This window comes from Roseovarius sp. BRH_c41, assembly GCF_000961715.1.
Lineage (GTDB): Bacteria > Pseudomonadota > Alphaproteobacteria > Rhodobacterales > Rhodobacteraceae > Roseovarius.
Genome location: NZ_LADY01000063.1, coordinates 1 through 22,011 on the forward strand (window position 1 = coordinate 1; position 22,011 = coordinate 22,011).

The following is a 22,011-nucleotide window of genomic DNA, read 5'->3' on the forward strand; positions in this document are numbered from 1 at the left end:
CGCGGCCGCGCGCACCCAATCCGTCAGCGGCAGCGCCTCGCCCATCGCCCGCTCGCGGCCCGAATCCTCGGCGGCGGTGCTGTGGTCGCGGTCAAAATAGGGTGGATTGACGATCACATGATCGAATTGCCGCGCGCGCAGTTCGGCGGGCAGATCCGCAATGTCGCCCTCCGTCACATCGAGCGCCAGACCATTGGTTGCGCTATTCCGGCGTGCCAGCACTGCATAGGCGGGCTGAATCTCCAGCCCCGCCAGCGAGACCCCCGGCACCCGCGCCGCAACACAGAGCGCCGCAATCCCCGACCCGCAGCCCAGATCCAGCAGGGTTTGACCCGCACGCGCCGGAACGCTGGCCGCCAAGAGCACCGGATCGACGCCGGCGCGATAGCCTGTTTTAGGCTGTGCAATCCGTAAACGCCCGCCCAAAAAGGCATCGTGACTCAGCTCTTCCTCGGCAAAGGGCTCAGTCCTCAAGCGAGAAACCATTGTCGATGAGCGTGGTGCGCGCCTCTTCGTAATCAGCCGTCGCAACCATCAGACGGCGCGGGAAAATGCCGATTGATCCTTCCAGGATGCTCATGTTTACGTCCATTTCAAAGCAGTCTATACCCTCGCCTTGAAGAAGCGCCTGAGCAAAGGCGATGGACGCGATATCGTTGGTACGTAAAAGCTGTTTCATAGGCCATAGATAAGAGCATGACGCGCACTATGTCGAGCCGTGTTGACGGGGGAAGTATGGGATTGGACGAAATCGCCACCAAGCCGCATGAACAATTGGCCGCCCATCTGGCGACCAAGATGGAGGCGGTAAATGTGTTGATCCGCGAGCGGATGGCGTCCCGCCATGCACCGCGCATCCCGCAAGTGACCGCGCATCTGGTCGAGGCGGGCGGCAAGCGCCTGCGCCCGATGCTGGTTCTGGCGACAGCGGATCTCTGTGGCTATGACGGTCCGTTTGATGTGCATCTGGCCGCGACGGTGGAATTCATCCACACCGCCACGCTCTTGCATGATGACGTGGTGGACGAGAGCGCACAGCGGCGGGGTCGCCCCACCGCCAACCTGCTCTGGGACAACAAATCCAGCGTGCTGGTGGGCGATTACCTCTTTGCCCGCGCCTTTCAATTGATGGTCGAGCCGGGATCGCTTCGGGTGCTCGATATCCTGTCCAACGCCTCGGCCACGATTGCCGAGGGCGAAGTGCTGCAACTCAGCGCGGCGCAGGATCTGGCCACAACCGAAGACATCTATCTGCAAGTCGTGCGCGGCAAGACCGCAGCGCTCTTCTCTGCCGCGACCGAGGTGGGCGGCGTCATTGCAGGCGCGCCCGAGGATCACGTCAAGGCGCTCTTTGAATATGGCGATGCGCTGGGCATCGCGTTTCAGATCGTCGATGATCTGCTTGATTATCAGGGTGACGTCAAATCCACCGGCAAGAATGTCGGTGACGATTTCCGCGAACGCAAACTGACCCTGCCGGTGATCAAAGCGGTGGCGGCAGCGACTGACGAAGAACGCGCCTTTTGGAAACGTACCATCGAAAAGGGCGATCAGCGCGACGGCGATCTGGAGCATGCCCTGACGCTCATGCAGGCGCATGGTGCACTGGAGCAGACCCGCGTCGAGGCGCTGGATTGGGCCGCCCGTGCGCGCGCGGCGATTGCCGTACTGCCGGATCATCCGGTGCAGCGTATGCTCGACAATCTCGCAGGCTATGTGGTGGCGCGGATCAGCTAAGCCGCGTGGCCTGCACCCACCACCCTTGGTGTGCCGCGCTCAGCGCTTGCGCGGCGCGCGTGGCGGTGGCGGCATCGGGATAGAGCCCGAAACAGGTGGCCCCTGATCCCGACATCCGTGCCAAGGCACAGTGCTGCGTCGCGGAAATCGCGTGCAGCACATCGGCCACTACAGGTTCTTCGGCAAGCGCCGCGCCTTGCAGGTCATTGCGCTGCGCGCCCAGCCACGCAATCAGCGCCCTAGCATCGGGCCATGTCGGCAATACTGCGGGCATCGCCGGATTGTCCCGCCGCGCCAGCCTGCCAAAGACTGCGGGCGTCGAGACCGGCACGCCGGGATTGACCAGCACAGCCTCGAGCATCGGCAGGCCCATCACCGGCGTCACATCCTCGCCAATCCCGCGCATTCGCGCGGCGCGCGCCAGCAGGCAAACCGGCACATCGGCCCCAAGGGCCAAGACATCGTTCGGGAGCGCCAGTCCACTCATCTCTGACAGCGCTCGCAGACAGGCCGCCGCATCGCTTGACCCGCCGCCAAGTCCCGCCGCCGCGGGCAGATGCTTGTCCAGCGTGATGTCGGCGGCGATCCCCATCACCGCTGCCGCCCGCAGCACCAGATTGTCAGGGCCGAGCGGCACGCCCCCGGCCATTGGCCCGGTCACGCTCAGCCGGGATTCGGGGGCCGGTCGCAGACTCAGGCGGTCACCCACATCGGCAAAGACCACCAGCGAATCGAGCAGATGATACCCATCCGCCCGGCGCCCGGTGACATGCAGTGTCAGATTGACCTTGGCGGGGGCGAACCCGTCAGTTGCCATCTTTGACAAGTTTGAGAGGCTCCGCGCCCTCGTCCTTCAGCACCTGATCCAAGCCCAACTCGAGTTTGCGGCGCACGCGCTCCGGCTCCAGATCGGGCGAGGGCTCGCTCTCGTTCAGGGACAGTGCGCGTTTCCACTGGAACCGCGCCTCGACCTGACGCCCAACGGCCCAGAGCACATCGCCCAGATGGTCATTGACCACGGGGTCGGTTGGCATCAATTCGGCGGCGCGCTCCATATGCCCGATGGCCTCTTCATAGCGCCCGAGGCGATAGAGCACCCATCCCAGACTGTCGACGATGTAACCGCTCTCGGGCTGTGCGGCGACTGCGCGCTCGATCATGTTCAGCGCCTCGTCCAGATTGATGTGCTTTTCAACCATCGTATACCCGAGATAGTTCAGCACCTGCGGATGATCCGGGTTGAGCTCCAGCGCGCGACGGAAATCGGCCTCGGCCTCGGGCCAGTTGTCCAAACGCTCGTGGCTGATGGCGCGGGCATAGTGCACGAACCACTGATCGCTGCCCCGCGCGCTGTAGAGGTCAAGCGCCCGGTCATAGGCGGGCACGGCGGCTGCGAAATCCTCTTGGGCCCTATAGAGATCACCGACCGCAACATGCACCTCCGGCAGGTCGGGATAGATTGTCGCCAGTTGCTCCAGTACCTCGATGGCGGCATCCGGTTTGCCCGCGCGGCGCAAGACATCGCTGCGCCCGAGTTCCGCCAGATGATAGGACGGGTGATCGCGCGGCACCTGCTTGAACGCCTCAATCGCCAGATCATAGCGCTCCAGACCCTCGAGCAGTTCGGCGGCCATCAGGATGGCGTCCACATGCGCCGGTTTGATCATCTCGGCCACGCGGGCATAGATCAGGATATACTCGTCATTGGCCTCTTGCATCAGCGCGCGCCCGAGCGAGAAGAACACCTCTGAAATCCCGTCCGACGCGCTGTTCACCAGATTGAAGGGCACGCTTTCGCCCGCTTCCAGACTGGCGCGCAGGGCACTGATCTCGTGATCAAGGTCGCTACCGAACGTGTCGTCGATGATGCTGATCGCACGCGTCTGCTCGCCCAATTGGCTCAGAACTTGCGCCCAACCGATGACACCGCGCCGGGTTCGCTGGATCGGAGCGTCATCTTCGCCGCTAAAGACCTTGTCTGCGCCCTCAAAATCCCCGACCGAGGCCAGCGCCAACGCTTTGTGGTAAATCGCAAAGCTGCGCAGCCCGCGTTCTTCGGCCACCGCATCGAACCTTGCCAGCGCCGAGGTCATGTCGCCCTTGCCCAGATCGGCCCAAGCCGCGATCATCCCATCCGCCAGATCACCGACGCCGCGATCTTCCTCGATCCGTGTCAACAGGGCGTCCCATTGCCCGTCACGCGTTTCCTGCGCCACCAGGGCCATCTGGCTCACCTGACTGCGCAGCCCATCCGACTCGATCTTGCGCGCAATCGCGGCCGCTGGGTCCAGCTTGCCCAGTGCCAGATAGGCGACAGTGGCATTTTCCATCAGCGCCGGGTTTGACGGGTCACGGGTCAAGGCCTGTGCGTAATACTGCGCCGCAGCGGCAAAATCGCCCGTGGCGCGCGCCTGTTGCGCCGCGAGATAGGAACCCGGTGCCTCTTCGGCCACCGCAGGCAGGGGCATGACCTGCAAGAGGGCGGTGAGTGCAAGCGCCGGAAGGGTTCGATAGGTCACGCTGTCCTGCCTTTTATGGTCTGATTTCACCCAAAGGTAATATGCCCGCCCCCCCAAGGCAATGCGGCGCAGCATTTTAGCCGCGCCGCCCCCTTGATCTCAGGGGATGGTTACATGTTCGGATAGTTCGGCCCGTCGCCACCCTGCGGCGTCACCCAGTTGATATTCTGGCTGGGGTCTTTGATGTCGCAGGTCTTGCAATGCACGCAGTTCTGAAAGTTGATGACGAAACGCGGGTCCTTGCCGTCTTCGCGCACCACCTCATAGACGCCCGCCGGGCAATAGCGCTGCGCGGGCTCGTCATATTTCGGCAGGTTCACGCCAATCGGCACCGATGCATCCTTCAACTGCAGATGCGCAGGTTGGCTTTCCTCGTGATTGGTCATCGAGAAACTGACATTGGTCAGCCGGTCAAAACTCAGCTTGCCGTCTGGCTTGGGATAGTCGATCGGCTTGTGCTTGGCCGCCGGTTCAGTGGCGGCGGCATCGCTCTTGCCATGACGCAGGGTGCCGAGCAGGCTGAACCCGGCGGTATTGGTCCACATGTCGAACCCACCCAGACCAAGTGAGGTCAGCAGACCATATTTCGACCAGAGCGGTTTGACATTGCGGACCTTCTTGAGATCCTTGCCAATCGCACCGCTGCGCACTTCGGTCTCGTAATCGTTCAACTCATCACTCGCACGCCCTGCGGCCAGCGCCGCATGTGCCGCCTCGGCGGCTGCCTTGCCCGAGAGCATGGCGTTGTGATTGCCCTTGATGCGCGGCACGTTGACCATGCCCACCGAACAGCCCAAGAGCGCCACGCCCGGCGCCACCATCTTGGGCATCGACTGATACCCTCCCTCGGAAATGGCGCGCGCGCCGTAAGCCACGCGCTTGCCGCCCGTCAGCAGCTCGGCCACCATCGGGTGATGCTTGAACCGCTGGAATTCCATATAGGGATAGAGATACGGGTTCTTGTAGTTCAAATGCACCACAAAGCCCACGTAAACCTGATTGTTCTCAAGGTGATAGATGAACGATCCGCCGCCCGCGTTGCTGCCCAGCGGCCAGCCCATCGTATGCGTGACCGTGCCCTCGCGATGCTTGGCGGGATCGACCTCCCAGATCTCTTTCATGCCAAGCCCGAATTTCTGCGGCTCATGACCCTTGGACAGATCGTATTTGGCGATCACCTCTTTGGCGAGGCTGCCGCGCACGCCCTCGGACAGGAACACGTATTTGCCATGCAGCTCCATCCCCGGCTCATAGTTCGGGCCGGGCGTGCCATCCTCGTTCTTGCCAAACTCACCGGCGACGACGCCTTTGACCTCACCAGTCTCGCCGTAAACCATCGCAGAACAGGACATGCCGGGGAAAATCTCGACGCCCAGCTCCTCGGCCTGCTCCGCCATCCAGCGACACACATTGCCCATGCTGACGATGTAATTGCCGTGGTTGTTCATCAGCGGCGGCATCGGGAGATTCGGCACGCGGATCTTACCCGCCTCGCCCAGCATGTAAAAATTATCCTCTTTCACCGGCGTATTCAGCGGCGCGCCGCGCTCTTTCCAATCCGGGATCAGCGCAGTCAGGCCGCAAGGATCGAGCACCGCGCCCGACAGGATATGCGCGCCCACCTCGGACCCCTTCTCCAGCACCACAACCGCGCAATCGGGATCAAGTTGCTTGAGGCGGATCGCCGCCGACAGACCGGCCGGGCCTGCGCCCACGATCACCACGTCATAGTCCATCGTTTCGCGTGTTATCTCGGTCATCGTCCTCATCCTTTTCCGGGGCGCTGCAACCATACCCTGCCGCGCAACAAAGTTGCGAGTGTGACTAGCCTGCGCATGCGCCAAGCGTCAATTGAAACACGACGTAATACCAGATGGAAAACGGCAATTTGTCACGCTTGTCGCGTGGAATCCGTCGCCTCGCGTGATCCGCTCTTGCAATCGGGCGCGCGCTTCGGGCAAGCTGCGTCGAAATTCGATGCGTGACCTGACGGGGCCTGCTATCCAGCGGCCCCGCTTCTGACAATGGACGGTTGATATGGAAAAGATCCCGATGACGGCGGGCGGCCATGCCGCGCTTGAGGTCGAGCTGAAACAGCTCAAATCGGTTGAGCGGCCCGCGATCATCCGGGCCATCGCCGAGGCGCGCGAACATGGCGACCTGAGCGAGAATGCCGAATATCATTCGGCCAAGGAAAAGCAGTCTTTTATCGAAGGCCGGATCAAGGAACTCGAAGGTATTCTCAGCCTTGCCGAGGTCATCGACCCGGCCAAGCTGTCGGGCGCGATCAAGTTTGGTGCGACTGTTACCTTGGTGGACGAAGATACCGACGAGGAACGCACCTATCAGATCGTCGGCGAGCATGAGGCCAGCATCGAAAAAGGTCTCCTGAACATAAAATCGCCGATTGCACGGGCGCTGATCGGCAAAGAAGAGGGCGATAGCGTCGAAGTGCGCACGCCCGGTGGTGATCGCGCCTATGAGGTGATAAAGGTCGCCTATATTTGATCAGGCAGCCAGCACATGCGCCCACCCCGCAGCGACTCCGGCCCCGCCAAGGGGTTCGACACGAAATCTGACACCGATGGCGTGACGTCGATCGAATTGATTGCCGTCGCGCTCTCTGCGCTCTGGCTGATCGGCACCGCGATCTTCTTTCTCGTACTCGCTCCGAGCGGCGAGGCAGGGGGCAGCGCGCTGCACTTCGTGATCGTGCTGATTGCGGTCTTCATGCCGGTCGCGATGATCTGGGTCGGGGCAACCGCCGCCCGCACCAGCCGCGTGATGCGCGAGGAAAGTCGCCGTTTGCGCGCTGCCATCGACGCGATCCGCAACGCCTATGTCACCCAGAGCCAGGCTCTGGGCCAGACCGTCGACAAGACGGTCAGTCAGAAACTCGATGAAATCGCCGCGGCCCAACGCAAGACTGAAACGGCCTTGGCAACATTCTCGTCGATTCGCGTCGGCCTGCCAGAGCCACGCCCGGTGCTGGCCCCGGCGCCGTCACCCGTCGATCCCGGCGATCAGGTGTCGCTGCCGCTTGGCACCTCCGCCGAGGATATGCAGGCCCCTCTGGAGCGCTCCGATTTCATCCGCGCGCTGAACTTCCCCGACAACCCCGAGGACAAGGTAGGTTTTGCCGCGCTGCGCCGCGCGCTCAAGGATCGGCCCACCGCCCAGTTGATCCGCGCCTCGCAGGATATCCTGACCCTGATGTCGCATGACGGCATCTATATGGACGACCTGCGCCCTGACATGGCCCGCCCCGAGCTCTGGCGCCGCTTTGCCGGCGGCGAGCGTGGCCGCACCATTGCCGCCTTGGGCGGTATCCGGGACCGCTCATCGCTGGCGCTGACGGCGGCGCGGATGAAACAGGACACGATCTTTCGTGACGCAGCACATCACTTTCTGCGCCGCTTTGACCGGATGTTCACCCAATTCGCGGAAACCGCCAGCGATGCGGAAATTTCGGAACTGTCCGAAACCCGTACCGCCCGCGCTTTCATGCTCTTGGGACGTGTTGCCGGCACCTTTGACTGACTCCCGGTCCGGGTTCTATCTGACCCAAAGCCCCTCGGGGGTCCGCGAGCAGCGCCCCCGACTCTCCGATTGCCCCCGCCAGAATTCCACGGCATGATGCGCGCCTGAGGAGATTGGACCCATGCGCAAGTTTCTCGTCGTGCTGGACGACAGCCGCGAATGTCTCAACGCCATGCGCTTTGCCGCGATGCGTGCCGCCCATACCGGGGCCGGGGTGGAAATCCTCGCGGTGATCCCGCCCGAGGAATTCAACCATTGGATCGGCGTGGGCGATCTCATGCGCGAAGAACAGCGCGAGCGGATCGAGGCGCATTTCGAGGTCTTCGCCAAATGGATGCGCGACAAGCAGGGGATCGACCCGGAACTGGTGATCCGCGAAGGCGATCCTGCGGTCGAGATCATCGCACAGGTGCAGGACGACCCGGCCATCGGCGTGCTGGTTCTGGGGGCCGCCACCGGCAAGAAGGGCCCCGGCCCGCTGGTCACGCAATTGACCAAGACGGCAGGCACCCTGCCCATTCCGATCACCATCGTACCCGGCGATCTGAGCAAGGAACGGCTGGAGGCGATCACCTGAGCGGCAAACCGTACGGTTTGACCGCACAAACGTACGACCGCACGCTGTCGGGCGGCATCCGCAGCACCTTAGAATGGTTCTAAACCTTGACAGAGCCCGGTTCGGAGCGCATATCTGGACCAACCACGAGAGGGCGCTGCCATGTTCATTCAGACCGAATCCACCCCCAATCCCGCGACGCTGAAATTCCTGCCGGGTCAGACCGTACTCGAGGCTGGCACCGCGGATTTCCCAAGCGCCGAGGGGGCAGAGAAATCACCGCTGGCCGAACGGATTTTCCGCGTGCCGGGCGTATCAGGTGTGTTCTTTGGCAATGATTTCGTGACCGTCACCAAGGGTGAGGCGACCGAGTGGGACCATATCAAACCCGCCATTCTGGGTGCGATCATGGAGCATTACCAATCCGGTCAGCCGGTCATGCTGGGCGAGGGTGGCGGGGCCTCTGGTCATGCCGAACACAGCGGCGAAGATTCGGAAATTGTCAACCAGATCAAAGAGTTGCTGGACACCCGCGTCCGTCCCGCCGTGGCGCAGGATGGCGGCGACATCACCTTTCACGGGTTTGATCGCGGCGTGGTCTATCTGCATATGCAGGGGGCTTGTGCGGGCTGCCCGTCCTCGACCATCACCCTCAAGATGGGGATTGAGAACCTTCTGCGCCATTACATCCCCGAGGTGACAGAGGTACGCCCTGTTGGCCTCTGAGCCACTGACGCTGGGATTTGACACATCGGCCGCGCATTGCGCGGCCGCTTTGTTGCGGGGCGACCGGGTGGTGGTGTCACACAGCGAAGAGATGGGGCGCGGGCAGGCCGAACGGCTCATGCCACTCTTGCAAGAGATCCTGGATGCGTCCGGCGTGACATGGCGCGATCTGACCCGGATCGGTGTCGGCATCGGCCCCGGAAACTTTACCGGCATCCGGATTTCTGTAGCTGCAGCAAGGGGTTTAGCCCTCAGCCTTGATATTCCCACGATTGGCATCAGCACGCTTGAGGCTATCCGGTCGCAGGCGCGCGACGGCACACCCTGCGTGCCCGCCCCGCGCGACATGGCCTATGTGCAACGTCGGGACACCACACCGGAACTGACCGAGATGCGCAGGGTCGCCAGCCCCCTCCTGCCCCCCAAACCGGCAGATTTGGCCACCCTCATCGCGCGGCTGGCCTCTCTTGCGCCCGAGGACAGCCCACCGCCCGCACCGCTCTATGTGCGCCCCGCAGATGCCGCGCCCGCGCGCGATCTGCCGCCGGTGATTCTGGATGACGCCTGAGACGCTGGCGACCTGTCACGCCCGCGCCTTTGCGGGCTCTGGTCGTGCTTGGACCGCGCCGGAGTTTGCCGGGCTTCTGGAAAGCAGCTTTGTATTTACAGTGGGTGATGCGCGGGCCTTTCTCTTGGGTCGAGTGATTGCCGACGAGGCCGAAGTCCTGACTCTGGCCACCGACCCCGCGTATCGCCGCCTAGGGCTTGCACGCCAATGTCTTGCTGCGTTCGAGGATGCGGCCCGAACACGGAGCGCTGGGGTGGCCTTTCTTGAGGTGGCAGAGGACAATGCGGCGGCGCTGCCCCTCTACCTTGGGGCGGGGTTCGCAGAGGCCGCGCGCCGGGCTGGCTATTACACACGCGCCAACGGCACCAAGATTGACGCCCTGATCCTGACCAAGGCGCTGGACTGACAGCAAAGGCCGCCGGATAGGTCCAGATCTGAGAAAATCATCAGACCTGCGTGCCAGAGCGCGCCCCCACCCTTGCAAACCGCAGGGACATGGCGCTAGGAATTGCCATGCAGATTTACCTCCCCATAGCCGAGGTGTCGGTCAACGCCTTTCTCCTGTTGGGGCTGGGTGGACTTGTGGGAGTCCTCTCGGGGATGTTCGGTGTTGGCGGTGGCTTTATCCTGACGCCGCTGTTGTTCTTTATCGGCATTCCACCGGCGGTCGCGGTGGCGACTGGGGCCAATCAGATCATGGCCGCCTCCTTTTCCGCAGTCCTGGCGCATTTCAGGCGCAAGACCGTTGACCTTGAAATGGGTACGGTCCTGTTGATTGGCGGTCTGATCGGTGCGGCAATGGGGGTTTTTGTCTTTAATTACCTCAAGTCGCTCGGCCAAGTCGATCTGCTGGTCACGCTCTGCTACGTGGTTTTTCTTGGCGTTATCGGTGGGATGATGTTCATCGAGAGCCTGCGCTCCATTCGCAACACTCGGCGCGGCGTGGTCCCCAAACGCAAGAAACATGGGTGGGTGCATCGCCTGCCGTTCAAGATGCGGTTCCGCACCAGCGGTCTCTATATCTCAGTGATCCCGCCGCTCTTGGTTGGGACCAGCGTGGGTATTCTGGCGGCGATCATGGGTGTTGGCGGCGGCTTTATCATGGTGCCCGCGATGATCTATTTGCTGGGCATGCCGACCAAGGTCGTGGTGGGCACCTCGCTCTTTCAGATCATCTTTGTGACTGCCTTCACCACGCTCTTGCATGCGACAACCAATTACACGGTGGATATCGCATTGGCCGTGCTCTTGCTGGTGGGGGGCGTGATCGGCGCACAGTTCGGGACATCCATCGGCACCCGGATGAAAGCCGAGCAGTTGCGCATCCTCTTGGCGATCATGGTTCTGGCGGTTTGTGGCAAGCTGGCGTTCGATCTTTTGGTCATGCCATCGGAGCTATATTCTCTCGGTACGGACGGGGCACCGTGATGCTCTGGCGTCTGGCGCTCTTGCTTGGTCTGGCCGCAATGCCGCTGCGCGCCGAAGAGGTGGTTCTTGGCCTCAGCAAGGCCAAGGTGGCCATCACTGCCACCTTTGAAGGGTCCGAGATCCTGATTTTTGGTGCTGTCAAGCGCGAGGCCCCAATTCCCGATGTGCCGATGGACGTGGTCATCACCGTCGCAGGACCGTCAGAGCCGGTTACCGTGCGGCGCAAGGACCGCCGGTTTGGCATCTGGGTGAATACCGATATGGTCGTGCTTGACGCCGCCCCGAGTTTCTATGCTGTGGCCACAACCGGGCCGCTCGATAAGGTGATGTCGGATACCGAGGATCTGCGACACCGAGTGTCAATCCCGCGTGCGATCCGCTCTGTCGGGGCGGCCAGCATGGCCGAGGATGCCGAACGCTTTACCGATGCCCTGATCCGCATTCGCCGTGATCAAGGGGCCTATGCCATGCGCGAAGGCGCTGTGGTGCTGGATCAGGAAACGCTCTTTCGCGGTGCGATCCAACTCCCGGCCAACCTGACCGAAGGGGAGTATCTCACGCGCATATTCCTGACCCGAGAGGGGCGGGTCGTGTCACACTTCGAGACCGTGATCGACGTGCAGAAGGTGGGGCTGGAACGCTGGCTTTATACCTTGTCCCGGCAGCAGCCGCTGGTCTATGGCCTGATGTCGCTGGCCATTGCCATCGCAGCAGGCTGGGGTGCATCTGCAGCCTTTCAAGCGATGCGGCGCGGCTAAAACCCGTATCGGGCCGCGCACCTTACGCCGTGACCCCTAACCCTATGATCAAGATAGAGAGCCAATGCGCCTGAACATCGACGTGACCATGGACTATCAGCTGACGGGGCATGACACCGTGCTTTTGACGTTGGAGGCGGCCCAGACCGATGGGCAGATCGTGGTCGAAAGCACACTCGATGTCGAGGGCGCCGATCTGCGCTGGATCAACGTCGAGGGGATGCCGGGGCGGCGGGTCTGGGCGCATGTGACCAGCGACAGGATGAAGCTGCGGTATCGCGCATTGGTCGAGGTGACGCGCATCGGCTCGGGGCTAGAGGGGCTCGCAGCCACGCCGATGCGCGACCTGCCCGGCGAAGTGGTTAGCTACCTTCGCCCCTCGCGGTTTTGCCAGTCGGATCTCCTGACCGAATTCGCGGCCCAACAGTTTCGCGGTCTTGAGGGTGGCGCGCGGATTGCGGCGATTGTGGACTGGGCCCGGTCCGAGATCAGCTATGTGTCTGGCTCATCCGGTGCCACAACCTCGGCAGTGGATAGTTTCATCGCCCGCAAGGGGGTATGCCGGGACTATGCCCATCTTGTGTGCAGTCTGGCCCGCGCGGGCAATATCCCGGCGCGCTACACCTCGGTTTACGGTGCTGATGTGGACCCGCCGGATTTTCACGCGGTGGCCGAAGTCTGGCTGGAGGGGGCGTGGCATCTTGTCGATGCCACCGGCATGAGCAGCGCCGCCGACATGGTGGTGATCGGCTCTGGCCGGGACGCAAGCGATGTGGCCTTCATGGAAACCGAAGACTGGGCGCGTCCACTCTGGCAAACGGTCGATGTGCGGCGGGTGTGATCCCCGGCCTTCAGCCGCGCCCGATATACGGCATCTTTGTCGCCATCAGTGTCATGAACTGCACATTCGCCTCTAGCGGCAGATCTGCCATGTGCAGCACTGATGCGCCCACATGATCCACGTCCATCGTGGGCGGCGGCGCGTCGGGATTGGCGGCGATGATCCCCTCAAGCAATTCGGTACGGGCGTTGCCGATGTCGATCTGGCTGCACGCGATGTCATAGGGGCGTCCATCAAGGCTGAGCGTCTTGGTCAGGCCGGTGATCGCATGTTTGGTGGTGGTATAGGCCACCGAACCGGGACGCGGCGCATGGGCACTGATCGAGCCGTTGTTGATGATCCGCCCCCCCATCGGGGATTGATTGCGCATCTGGGCAAAGGCCGCGCGCGCACAGAGGAACATGCCGTGCAGGTTCACATCCACGACCTGCCGCCATTCCTCATAGCTCAGCTCGTCGATCATCGCGGCGCGGCCAAAGCTGCCGGCGTTGTTGAAGAGCACATCCAGCCGTCCGGCGCGGGCAATGAAATCCTCGAACACCTGCACCACATCGCCGGGGTCGGTCACATCGCCGGGCAGGATCACGGCGTTGGCATGTCCCTTGGCCACGCGCTCCAACGCCTCAGCCCGCCGCGCCATCAGCCCCACATGCCAGCCGGCCTCTAGAAAGCTCCGCGCGCAGGCGGCCCCAATACCGGCGCTTGCCCCGGTGATCAGAACGGTTTTCATGTCTCTTCCTCCTGTTCGAGTTGCAGAGGCGCGGCCCCGCCGCGCAAATCCTCTACGGTCAGTGGTGCGGTGGGTTTGGACAGGCGGTTGCGCACAATCCAGTGCAACCGCTCTTCGGCGCGGGTGATCGCCACATAGGCCAACCGTTTCCAGAGCGGTTGCCCCGCCTCAGACCGTCCCATGCGGGCCGCGGCGTAGATGTCTGGGGCAAAGACCTGCACATCGGGCCATTGGCTGCCTTGCGCCTTGTGAATGGTCACGGCAGCCCCGTGCAGGAAGGTGGCCCCCATAGTCGCGGCAAAGGGGATGAACGGCTCTTCCTCATCCGGTTTCTCGATCTTGACGATCGAGGCGGCAGAGATTTGCGGATCTTCGGCCCCGATTACATGCAGGCGCGAAAACCCCGGCTTGCGCCCCGGCCCGAGATAGACCACCTGCGCGCCCTTGATCAGGCCGCGCGCCTCGAGATCAAGCCGCTTCTTGCGGTGCTTGAGCGGCAGTTCGATCCCGTCACAGATCAGCGGCTCGCCCGCTAAAAGCGCGGTTTCAGGCGCGCCATGCACGGCGCGAAAGGCATTGATCAGACGAATGCGCGTGGCATTGCGCCAGACAAGGACGGGCGAGCGCGCCATCAGATCAACCTCGACCCGCTCGGCCCATCTCACACGGTCGTCACGTCGCGCGGCATCCTCAATCATCCGCTCGAAATGGTGAAATTCCAGTGCAGGATCAGCGAGGGCGTGGGCCAGATCAAGAATGGGATTGTCCGCGTCCTGTCGATGAATGCGGCTCAGTTCCAGCCGCGCAGGCGCGGGCAGGGTTTCAAACACCATACCGCCGGTGGATTTGACGGGCGGCAACTGCGCCGGATCGCCAAAGAGCAGCAGGGTCGGGAAAATCTCTTGCAGGTCTTCGAATTGCTGGCTGTCCAGCATGCTCGCCTCATCTACAAACCCGATATCGAGCGGCTCTTCCCGCCGCTTCCAGCCGGTGATGAAATCAGACCCTCGCAGGCCCGCAGCGGCCAAGGCACCGGGGATGGATTTGTTGCTCTGGTAAAAGGCAAAGGCACGGTCGAGCGCCAGATCGGTCAGCCCTTCGATCTCGGGCCGCTCGCCTTGGCCTGCCAGCCATTCGGCGATTTTCTCATATTCCGGGTGATAGACGGGGGTGTAGAGAATGCGGTGGATGGTGGTGGCGGGCACGCCGCGCATGCGCAGCACGCTCGCGGCCTTGTTGGTGGGGGCGAGGATGGCCAAGGTGCGTTTATCGCGGCGCTTGCGGCTCTCGTAATCGCCCGAGACGATGTCGACGCCTGCCTCTTCCAACGCGTGATAGAGCGCGGCCAAAAGCAGCGTCTTGCCGGACCCTGCCTTGCCGGTGACGGCCAGCACAGCTCTTTTGCCCTCGCGCGGCGGGGTCAATACCCCAGAGTCGAGATCGACCCCGACCGTGCGCAGAGCCTCGGCAATGCGGTCATGCGCCTCGGCCTGATCCGGCGAATATGTCAGTGCGGTTTGCGTCATGGCGCGACCCTAGCGTTCCCTCAGGGCAGGTGCCAGAGCCAAAGGCGCTTGACCAGTCGGGGCGCACTTCCCTATTGCAGCGCAGGCGGTTACTGTCAGGCAAAAAGACCGGGGGCGCCGGAGACGCGCATCTCGCGACCAAGGGGAAATAGACAATGGCGCATATCATCGTCGTCGGCAACGAAAAGGGCGGCGCGGGCAAATCTACCGTGTCGATGCATGTGGCGACTGCCCTCGCACGCATGGGCCACAAGACCAGTGCGCTTGACCTCGATCTGAGGCAGCGAACCTTTGGCCGCTATGCCGAAAACCGTGCGAAATTCATGGAGAAATCCGGCCTCGATCTGCCGAGCCCGCGCTATCACGAACTGCCCGAAGTGGCTGCGGATCAGCTCAAACCGGGCGAGAATGTCTATGACCGACGGCTGTCGGCTGCGGTGGCAGAGCTTGAGGCGGACAGCGACTTCATCGTGATTGATTGTCCTGGCTCTCATACCCGTCTGAGTCAGGTGGCGCATAGTCTTGCCGATACGCTGATCACGCCCCTCAACGACAGTTTCATCGACTTCGACTTGCTGGCGCATATTGACAGCGACGGCAAGAAAATCCTTGGCCCCTCGGTCTATTCCGAAATGGTCTGGAGCGCCCGACAGTTGCGGGCGCAGGCCGGTCTGCGCGCGATTGACTGGGTTGTAGTCCGCAACCGTCTGGGCGCACAGCAGATGGTCAACAAGAAGAAGATGGGCGATGCCGTCGACAACCTCGCGAAGCGGATCGGTTTTCGTGTGGCGCCAGGGTTCAACGAACGGGTGATCTTTCGGGAATTGTTCCCGCGCGGTCTGACGCTGCTTGACCTCAAGGATATCGGGGTCAAGGGGCTCAATATCTCGAATATCGCCGCGCGTCAGGAGCTGCGCGATCTGATCAAGGCGCTCAAGCTGCCGGGGGTTACGGCAAATTTCTGAATCTCCGCAGACCAGTCAGACGGGTGGTCCCGTGCGCGGATGCGGGCGGTTGCGCAACCGCTTGTTGCGCGACAACGCCCAGAGGTTTGAGGCAAACAACGCCCCGATCACAACCGCTCCACCGATGATCGCCCAAACTCCGGGATCCTCGCCCACCACGGCCCAAACGAGCAGCGGGGCCAATACGGATTCGAGCAGGATCAAAAGTGCCACCTCAGCCGAGGCGATGTAGCGCGGTCCAAGTGTCAAAAGACAGGTCGAGACGCTGATAAACGCGCCATGCGCCAGGATGAGTGGCCAGTTGCCCTGCCAGACCACCACGGGCTGCGCCACTGGCCAGATTGCCAATGACGCCCCCAAAAAGGCCAGCGGAATAGCCGGGATCATCGACACGGCCCTGAGTTGCCGGGCCGTGGTCATCGCGCCCGCAAAACTGGCCGAGACCCCAAGCGCGATCAAATCGCCGCTCCAATGCGCACCATGTGTTTCGCCTGATCCCCAAGCAATCACGCCCAGCCCTGCAAACACGCCCAGCATGGTCAGGATCATGCGTTGGCTGATCGCCTCGCCCAGAAAAATGCGGCTGAAAATCGCGGCAAAGACCGGCATGGAGGCAAGGATAAATACCACATTCGCCACACTGGTCAGGCTGACAGCAAAGACGAAACCCGGTGCTGTGATAGCAATCAGAAAGGTATAGAGCAGACCCGGCTTGCCGGTTTGCACCACCTGCCTGATGCCGCGTAGCCCCTGCGTGGCCAGAACCCCCGCCAGGATCACAGACCCAGCCGTGATCCCGCGCCAGAATGCAATGCTCGCCGCGTCCCCGTCGATCAGCCGCACGAAAAGCGAATCCGGCACGACGAAGAGCACGCCGAGCGCGGTGATGATCAGGCCTTTGAGATGCGTATTCATCGGGCAATCTCTGGGGGGATTGCGGGGCAAAGTAAACCCCGTCTTGGCTCTCGCCAAAGCGCGCGGGCGCGGTCTATGCTGCGCCGGTCAGCCAAAGGAGTGCCACCCCATGCCCGCCCCCGAAAACCGTTTCAAATCCGCCCTAATGCGCGGCGAGCGCCTGATTGGATGCTGGGCTGGGTTTGCCGATCCCTATGCGACCGAGGTCTTGGCCAGCGCCGGGTTTGACTGGCTTGTGATCGACGGGGAACATGCGCCCAATGATCTGCGCTCGATCTCGGCGCAATTGGCGATGCTGGTGGGACGTGCGAGCCTGCCGGTGGTGCGGCTGCCCATGGGCGAGGCTTGGGCGATTAAACAGGTTCTGGATGCAGGCGCGCAAAGCCTGATCATCCCCATGGTCGAGAGCGCCGATCAGGCGCGCGATCTCGTGCGCGCCACGCGCTATCCCCCCGAGGGTATCCGGGGCTCCGGCGCGGCCTTGGCGCGCGCCTCTGACTTCGCGCGCATCACCGATTACATCCCCACCGCCAATGCCCAGATCTGCCTGATCGTGCAGGTCGAGAGCATGGCGGGCATAGACGCGCTCGGGGATATTCTCGCGGTCGAGGGAGTGGACGGTGTCTTTATCGGCCCCTCTGATCTGGCGGTTGATATGGGCTTTGTCGGCAATAGCCACGCGCCCGAGGTGCAAGAGGTGATCCAGGGTGCATTGAAGCGCATCGCCACCTCGCCCAAAGCGGCGGGCATCCTCGCGCTCGATCACGACACGGCGCAACATTACGCGAACTGGGGCGCACAGTTTCTGGCGGTGGGCATCGACGTGGTGATGCTGGCACAGGCGGCGCGCGCCACCGTGGCGCGTTGGCGCGTTGATGGCTGATCTCTGGCTTTTGGTCGATGTGGGCGGCACCTCTACGCGGGTCGGGCTGGCGCGCGGCGGACAGCTTGACCGGGGCAGCACGCACAGCTTTCGCAATGCCGATTTCTCGGGGCTGGCCGATATTCTTGATCACTACCTCAACCGTCACCCGACCCCGCCCACCGCGCTTTGTGCCGGGGTTGCAGGGCCGGTGCGGGGCGACACCGCGCAACTGACCAATCTCGACTGGTTCATCGACAGCGCCGATCTGGCACGCGTCACCGGCGCGCGCGATATCCACCTGATCAACGATCTGGCGGCGCAGGGCTATGCCTTGGATGATCTCGATCCTACCGATATCACGCCGCTGATCGACGGGACCACGCCGCCACCAGAGGCCGCGCGCATGGTCATGGGCCTTGGCACCGGCAGCAATATCGCCGTGGTGCATCGCACGCCACAAGGTCTGTTCGTGCCCCCCGCCGAGGCTGGTCATAGCAGCCTGCCGCACTCTGACGGCCCCATCGGCACCCTGATCGCAGACCTTGCGGGCAAGGATGCTCACCGCCCGCTGGAGGCGCTGCTATCGGGGCCGGGGCTTGTGCGGCTGCATGGCCACCTGAGCGGTGACACCCTGACCCCGGCCCAGATTATCGCGGCGCATCTGGCAGGCGATGCCGAGGCCTGCGCCAGCCTCACGGCATTTGTGCGGCTATTGGGCACCGTGCTTGGCAATCTGGCGCTCAATCACCTGCCGATGGGCGGGATATACCTGATCGGTGGCACCGCACGGGCGGTGGCTCCCTACCTTGTACCGATGGGCTTTGCCCAGACCTTTACCGCCAAAGGACCCTACAGCCATATCATGCGGGATATCTCCCTCAGCCTCGTTACCGACGACAATGCCGCCTTGCTAGGCTGCGCCCGGTATCTGCGGCAACGCCATCCCTAACGCATCTTCGCCAATGGCCCACTTCCACAGCGGTCCCGGCTCTGCCATAATGCCCCCCAACCAACAAAAAAAGAGCAGTGGCATGAACGATCTTCTCTCGCCCACCCCGAAATCCGACTACGATGCCTCGTCCATTCAGGTGCTCGAGGATATGGAGCATGTCCGCCTGCGCCCCGGCATGTATATCGGCGGCAAGGATGATCGCGCTCTGCATCACATGGTGGCTGAGATCATCGACAACTCGATGGATGAGGCGGTCGCGGGCCATGCGACATGGATCGAGGTGGAGCTGCATGCCAACGGCCATGTCAGCGTGCGCGACAATGGGCGCGGCATTCCGGTTGATCCGCACCCCAAGGACCTAAAGAAATCCGCGCTCGAAATCATCTTTTGCACGCTGAACGCAGGCGGCAAGTTTTCGGGTGACAGTTATCAGACCTCGGGCGGTCTGCACGGCGTTGGCTCGTCGGTTGTCAACGCGCTCTCGGATCATCTGCGGGTCGAGGTGGCGCGCAACCGCGAGCTTTACATGATGGAGTTCTCACGGGGCATGCCGCAAGCGCCCTTGGTCAAGATTGGGGCCGCTCCCAACCGGCGCGGCACCTCTGTCACCTTTCATCCGGACCCCGAGATCTTTGGTTCTCTCACGCTCAAACCAGCGCGGCTGTTCAAGATGTCGCGCTCCAAAGCCTATCTCTTTTCCGGCGTCGAGATCCGCTGGAAGACCGAGATCACCGATGGCGAGACACCCACAGAGGCCACGTTCAAATTCCCCGGCGGCCTTGCGGATTATCTGGGCGAGACCCTGAATGGTGCCACCACCTATGCCGAGCGTCCCTTTGCCGGGACCGTGGATTTCCGCGAGAAATACAACGTGCCGGGCAAGGTGGAATGGGCGATCAACTGGACGCCTGCGCGCGACGGTTTTATCCAATCCTATTGCAATACCGTGCCCACGCCCGAGGGCGGCACGCATGAGGCCGGGTTCTGGGCGGCGATCCTCAAGGGGATCAAGGCGTATGGCGAGCTCTCCAACAACCGCAAGGCCGCGCAGATCACCCGCGAGGACCTGCTGGCGGGCGGGTGCGCGCTGGTGTCGTGTTTTATCCGAGAGCCGGAGTTTGTCGGCCAGACCAAGGACCGTCTTGCCACCACCGATGCCGCGCGCATGGTCGAGGGCGCGGTGCGTGACCATTTCGACAACTGGCTGGCGGCGGATACCAAATCGGCGGGGGCGATCCTTGATTTTCTGGTGTTGCGCGCCGAGGAACGGCTGCGGCGGCGGCAAGAGAAAGAGACGCAACGCAAGACCGCGACCAAGAAACTGCGCCTGCCCGGCAAGCTGGTGGATTGCTCCTCCAGCACCCGAGAGGGCACGGAATTGTTTATTGTCGAAGGTGATTCCGCGGGCGGTTCCGCCAAAATGGGCCGCGACCGCAAGATTCAGGCGCTCTTGCCGCTGCGCGGCAAGATTCTCAACGTGCTGGGCGCCGCCTCGTCCAAGCTGGGCAGCAATCAGGAGATCAACGATTTGACACAGGCGCTGGGCGTCGGGCTGGGGACGAAATTCAATCTCGACGACCTGCGCTATGACAAGATCATCATCATGACCGACGCTGATGTCGACGGGGCGCATATCGCGGCGCTGTTGATGACGTTCTTCTTTACGCAAATGCGTCCGATGATTGACGCGGGGCATTTGTACCTCGCCTGCCCGCCGCTCTATCGCCTGACGCAAGGGTCAAAACGCGTCTACTGTCTGGATGAGGCCGAGCGCGATGTCTGGCTGGCCAAGGGGCTGGGCGGCAAAGGCAAGATCGACGTCAGCCGCTTCAAGGGTCTGGGTGAAATGGACGCCAAGGACCTCAAAGAGACCACGATGGACCCCAAATCCCGCAAACTCATCCGCGTCACCATCGACGAGGACGAACCAGGCCAGACCAGCGATCTGGTCGAGCGCCTGATGGGCAAAAAGCCGGAACTGCGGTTCCAGTATATCTCGGAGAACGCGCGGTTCGTGGAGGAGTTGGATGTTTGAGGTGATTCTATGACGGCAAGTGTATCCATAGATTGTCCCTATTGTGGAACATCGCACTCCAGTTTTGACCTCACCGTGGAAGCAATAAGCCTAGCGGCACCCAACCAACGGTATGCTTTAGCTCAGTGTGGAGGATGTAAAAAGCAGGTTCTTCTTAAATTTCAGTATAGATCAACAGGTTATGGCCCGGAATTGATTGGAACGGGTAACGGTGGACCAATTACGCGTTCCTTTGATCTAAGATTTGTTTCACCCAGCAAGGCTCAACCAAGAATTCCTTCGGATATTCCTGAAAACGTTAAGAAACCTCTTCAGGAGGCTGAGCAAGCCTATGCTGTTGGTTTGTATAGTGCTGCAGGGTCCTGTTACCGAAAGACGGTTGAAAGGGCGGTCAAGAAAATCAAGCCTGATTTATCTGGCATGTTGAACAAACGTATCCGCCAGCTTGAAACGGAAGGATTGCTACCCCATTCAATGATAGAGCTCCTTGATCAGGTCCGGCTTTTTGGCAACACCTCGATGCATGAAGATGACGAAGACCCCACAAAGGAAGACTGTTCAGCAGCCCGCGACTTCTGTGATCTGTTTTTGACATATGCCTTTAGTCTACCGGCGAAAGTTGCGGCTGCTAAGTCGAAGCTTGAAAATTCCGACTGAACAGTAGCATGCCTAGAGTGGTGACCAACCAACCATAAACATCATCATTCCCGCGAAGGCGGGAAGCTCTGACAACAGCGCGGGAAAGGCTTCAAGAGATCCCCGCCTTCGCGGGAATGACGCTTCCGTAAATATGCGGTGTGGACAGTGCTCCGCGCGGAATCAAGGCGCGCAGCGCCGCCGCGCGATCGCCGGGCCGCCCCCCGGCCTGGCGATTTTGAGGCGTCGCACTCGGTCGAGGGGTCACACGGATTTTGAGGGATAAAGCGGCAGCCATACCCGTTGCCTCGCCAGACCGCGGCCCTGCGATCCGCGCGAGTCAACTCCACGGCACCCATGGGGTAGGCCATCGCCCACCCCATAATGCCCTCCACGCTCAGGCGTAGAACAGATCACAATGGACATGCCGCGTGATCTGGTTGCGGTTGATCCCCAGAGCGGCGAGGTCTGCGTCGCTGCGGGCCTCAAGTTCGGCGATGAATGCGCGGCGTGAGGTGGTGCTGGTCAGCACCTCTAGCCCTTTCGCGACGGCCCGGACGACCCGCGCGGAAAGCCCGGCGCGCTCTGTTGACCGCTGATATCCTGAGGGAGTCGAGTTGATGAGTGTAGATGCCATTTGCTTGTCTCCTGCATTGTCTGCACTCAGAAAACAAGTTTATTGATCAGTTATCAATATTGATATTCCGTTATTTG

Annotated in this window: 24 protein-coding genes; 15 read left to right on the top strand and 9 right to left on the bottom strand. The window is 62.0% G+C overall.

Going from position 1 to position 22,011, the window contains the following annotated elements; translation table 11 throughout:
• Positions 1-486 (bottom strand): methyltransferase (locus VR71_RS19965; RefSeq protein ID WP_045686311.1); only part of this gene is annotated, 486 nt, incomplete at its 3' end.
• Positions 464-679 (bottom strand): DUF2007 domain-containing protein, encoded by a 216-nt coding sequence (locus VR71_RS19970; RefSeq protein ID WP_009816930.1) that lies wholly within the window; start codon positions 677-679, stop codon positions 464-466. The genes VR71_RS19965 and VR71_RS19970, both read right to left, overlap by 23 nt.
• 56 nt (positions 680-735) lie before the next feature.
• Here VR71_RS19970 and VR71_RS19975 point away from each other — a divergent pair, with 56 nt between their 5' ends.
• Complete coding sequence (locus tag VR71_RS19975; protein WP_045686283.1) at positions 736-1,737, top strand: polyprenyl synthetase family protein; 1,002 nt, start codon at positions 736-738, stop codon at positions 1,735-1,737.
• On the opposite strand, the gene VR71_RS19980 is transcribed toward VR71_RS19975, so the two are convergent.
• Genes VR71_RS19980 through VR71_RS19990 form a run of 3 tightly spaced genes read right to left on the bottom strand, consistent with a single transcriptional unit; the run spans position 1,730 to position 6,016 of the window.
• Positions 1,730-2,554 (bottom strand): 4-(cytidine 5'-diphospho)-2-C-methyl-D-erythritol kinase, encoded by an 825-nt coding sequence (locus VR71_RS19980; protein ID WP_045686284.1) that lies wholly within the window; start codon positions 2,552-2,554, stop codon positions 1,730-1,732. The genes VR71_RS19975 and VR71_RS19980 overlap by 8 nt on opposite strands.
• Positions 2,544-4,331, bottom strand: coding sequence for a tetratricopeptide repeat protein (locus VR71_RS19985; RefSeq protein WP_045686285.1), 1,788 nt, complete (start codon positions 4,329-4,331; stop codon positions 2,544-2,546). The genes VR71_RS19980 and VR71_RS19985 overlap by 11 nt, the downstream gene beginning before the upstream one ends.
• Before the next feature lie 35 nt (positions 4,332-4,366).
• Positions 4,367-6,016: an electron transfer flavoprotein-ubiquinone oxidoreductase gene (locus tag VR71_RS19990; RefSeq protein WP_045686286.1), complete on the bottom strand. Its 1,650-nt coding sequence runs from the start codon at positions 6,014-6,016 to the stop codon at positions 4,367-4,369.
• Between the two features lie 277 nt (positions 6,017-6,293).
• On the opposite strand from VR71_RS19990, the gene greA reads away from it, so the two are divergent.
• From greA to VR71_RS20035, 9 genes are all read left to right on the top strand, one after another.
• Positions 6,294-6,764 carry a transcription elongation factor GreA gene (gene greA, locus VR71_RS19995; protein ID WP_009816935.1) on the top strand — a complete coding sequence of 157 codons (471 nt, stop codon included), beginning with the start codon at positions 6,294-6,296 and terminating at the stop codon, positions 6,762-6,764.
• Positions 6,765-6,779: 15 nt separating this feature from the next.
• Positions 6,780-7,796 (top strand): hypothetical protein, encoded by a 1,017-nt coding sequence (locus tag VR71_RS20000; protein ID WP_045686287.1) that lies wholly within the window; start codon positions 6,780-6,782, stop codon positions 7,794-7,796.
• 121 nt (positions 7,797-7,917) lie between these two features.
• On the top strand, positions 7,918-8,373 hold the full coding sequence (locus VR71_RS20005) for a universal stress protein (protein WP_045686288.1): 456 nt from the start codon (positions 7,918-7,920) through the stop codon (positions 8,371-8,373).
• Between the two features lie 141 nt (positions 8,374-8,514).
• Positions 8,515-9,078 carry a NifU family protein gene (locus VR71_RS20010; RefSeq protein ID WP_045686289.1) on the top strand — a complete coding sequence of 188 codons (564 nt, stop codon included), beginning with the start codon at positions 8,515-8,517 and terminating at the stop codon, positions 9,076-9,078.
• Positions 9,068-9,646, top strand: a complete 579-nt coding sequence (gene tsaB, locus VR71_RS20015) for a tRNA (adenosine(37)-N6)-threonylcarbamoyltransferase complex dimerization subunit type 1 TsaB (RefSeq protein WP_045686290.1) — start codon at positions 9,068-9,070, stop codon at positions 9,644-9,646. The genes VR71_RS20010 and tsaB overlap by 11 nt, the downstream gene beginning before the upstream one ends.
• Positions 9,636-10,052: a GNAT family N-acetyltransferase gene (locus tag VR71_RS20020; RefSeq protein WP_045686291.1), complete on the top strand. Its 417-nt coding sequence runs from the start codon at positions 9,636-9,638 to the stop codon at positions 10,050-10,052. Before tsaB ends, VR71_RS20020 begins: the two co-directional genes overlap by 11 nt.
• Positions 10,053-10,159: 107 nt before the next feature.
• Complete coding sequence (locus VR71_RS20025; RefSeq protein WP_009816941.1) at positions 10,160-11,074, top strand: sulfite exporter TauE/SafE family protein; 915 nt, start codon at positions 10,160-10,162, stop codon at positions 11,072-11,074.
• On the top strand, positions 11,074-11,832 hold the full coding sequence (locus VR71_RS20030) for a TIGR02186 family protein (RefSeq protein ID WP_045686292.1): 759 nt from the start codon (positions 11,074-11,076) through the stop codon (positions 11,830-11,832). Before VR71_RS20025 ends, VR71_RS20030 begins: the two co-directional genes overlap by 1 nt.
• A gap of 64 nt (positions 11,833-11,896) precedes the next feature.
• Positions 11,897-12,673: a transglutaminase family protein gene (locus VR71_RS20035; protein WP_009816943.1), complete on the top strand. Its 777-nt coding sequence runs from the start codon at positions 11,897-11,899 to the stop codon at positions 12,671-12,673.
• Positions 12,674-12,683: 10 nt separating this feature from the next.
• On the opposite strand, the gene VR71_RS20040 is transcribed toward VR71_RS20035, so the two are convergent.
• Entirely contained in the window at positions 12,684-13,403 is a 720-nt protein-coding gene (locus VR71_RS20040) for an SDR family oxidoreductase (protein WP_009816944.1), read from the bottom strand.
• Positions 13,400-14,929 (bottom strand): AAA family ATPase, encoded by a 1,530-nt coding sequence (locus tag VR71_RS20045; RefSeq protein WP_009816945.1) that lies wholly within the window; start codon positions 14,927-14,929, stop codon positions 13,400-13,402. The genes VR71_RS20040 and VR71_RS20045 overlap by 4 nt, the downstream gene beginning before the upstream one ends.
• A 155-nt stretch (positions 14,930-15,084) precedes the next feature.
• Between VR71_RS20045 and VR71_RS20050 the strand changes: the two genes are divergently transcribed.
• On the top strand, positions 15,085-15,894 hold the full coding sequence (locus tag VR71_RS20050) for a division plane positioning ATPase MipZ (protein ID WP_009816946.1): 810 nt from the start codon (positions 15,085-15,087) through the stop codon (positions 15,892-15,894).
• A 15-nt stretch (positions 15,895-15,909) separates the two neighbouring features.
• Here the strand turns inward: VR71_RS20050 and VR71_RS20055 are convergent, their stop codons facing one another.
• Complete coding sequence (locus VR71_RS20055) at positions 15,910-16,809, bottom strand: DMT family transporter (RefSeq protein ID WP_045686293.1); 900 nt, start codon at positions 16,807-16,809, stop codon at positions 15,910-15,912.
• A 109-nt stretch (positions 16,810-16,918) separates the two neighbouring features.
• Here VR71_RS20055 and VR71_RS20060 point away from each other — a divergent pair, with 109 nt between their 5' ends.
• The 4 genes from VR71_RS20060 (at position 16,919) to VR71_RS25285 (ending at position 21,318) form a co-directional block, all read left to right on the top strand.
• A complete protein-coding gene (locus VR71_RS20060) occupies positions 16,919-17,692 on the top strand; it encodes an HpcH/HpaI aldolase/citrate lyase family protein (protein WP_045686294.1) in 774 nt (257 codons plus the stop codon).
• The gene (locus VR71_RS20065; RefSeq protein WP_045686295.1) at positions 17,685-18,623 is read left to right on the top strand and encodes a glucokinase; all 939 of its coding nucleotides are present in this window, start codon (positions 17,685-17,687) and stop codon (positions 18,621-18,623) included. Before VR71_RS20060 ends, VR71_RS20065 begins: the two co-directional genes overlap by 8 nt.
• A gap of 82 nt (positions 18,624-18,705) precedes the next feature.
• Entirely contained in the window at positions 18,706-20,661 is a 1,956-nt protein-coding gene (gene parE / locus VR71_RS20070; RefSeq protein ID WP_045686296.1) for a DNA topoisomerase IV subunit B, read from the top strand.
• A gap of 9 nt (positions 20,662-20,670) precedes the next feature.
• On the top strand, positions 20,671-21,318 hold the full coding sequence (locus tag VR71_RS25285) for a DUF4145 domain-containing protein (protein ID WP_296430652.1): 648 nt from the start codon (positions 20,671-20,673) through the stop codon (positions 21,316-21,318).
• 376 nt (positions 21,319-21,694) lie between these two features.
• On the opposite strand, the gene VR71_RS20080 is transcribed toward VR71_RS25285, so the two are convergent.
• The gene (locus VR71_RS20080) at positions 21,695-21,934 is read right to left on the bottom strand and encodes a hypothetical protein (protein WP_045686298.1); all 240 of its coding nucleotides are present in this window, start codon (positions 21,932-21,934) and stop codon (positions 21,695-21,697) included.
• Positions 21,935-22,011 lie beyond the last annotated feature (77 nt).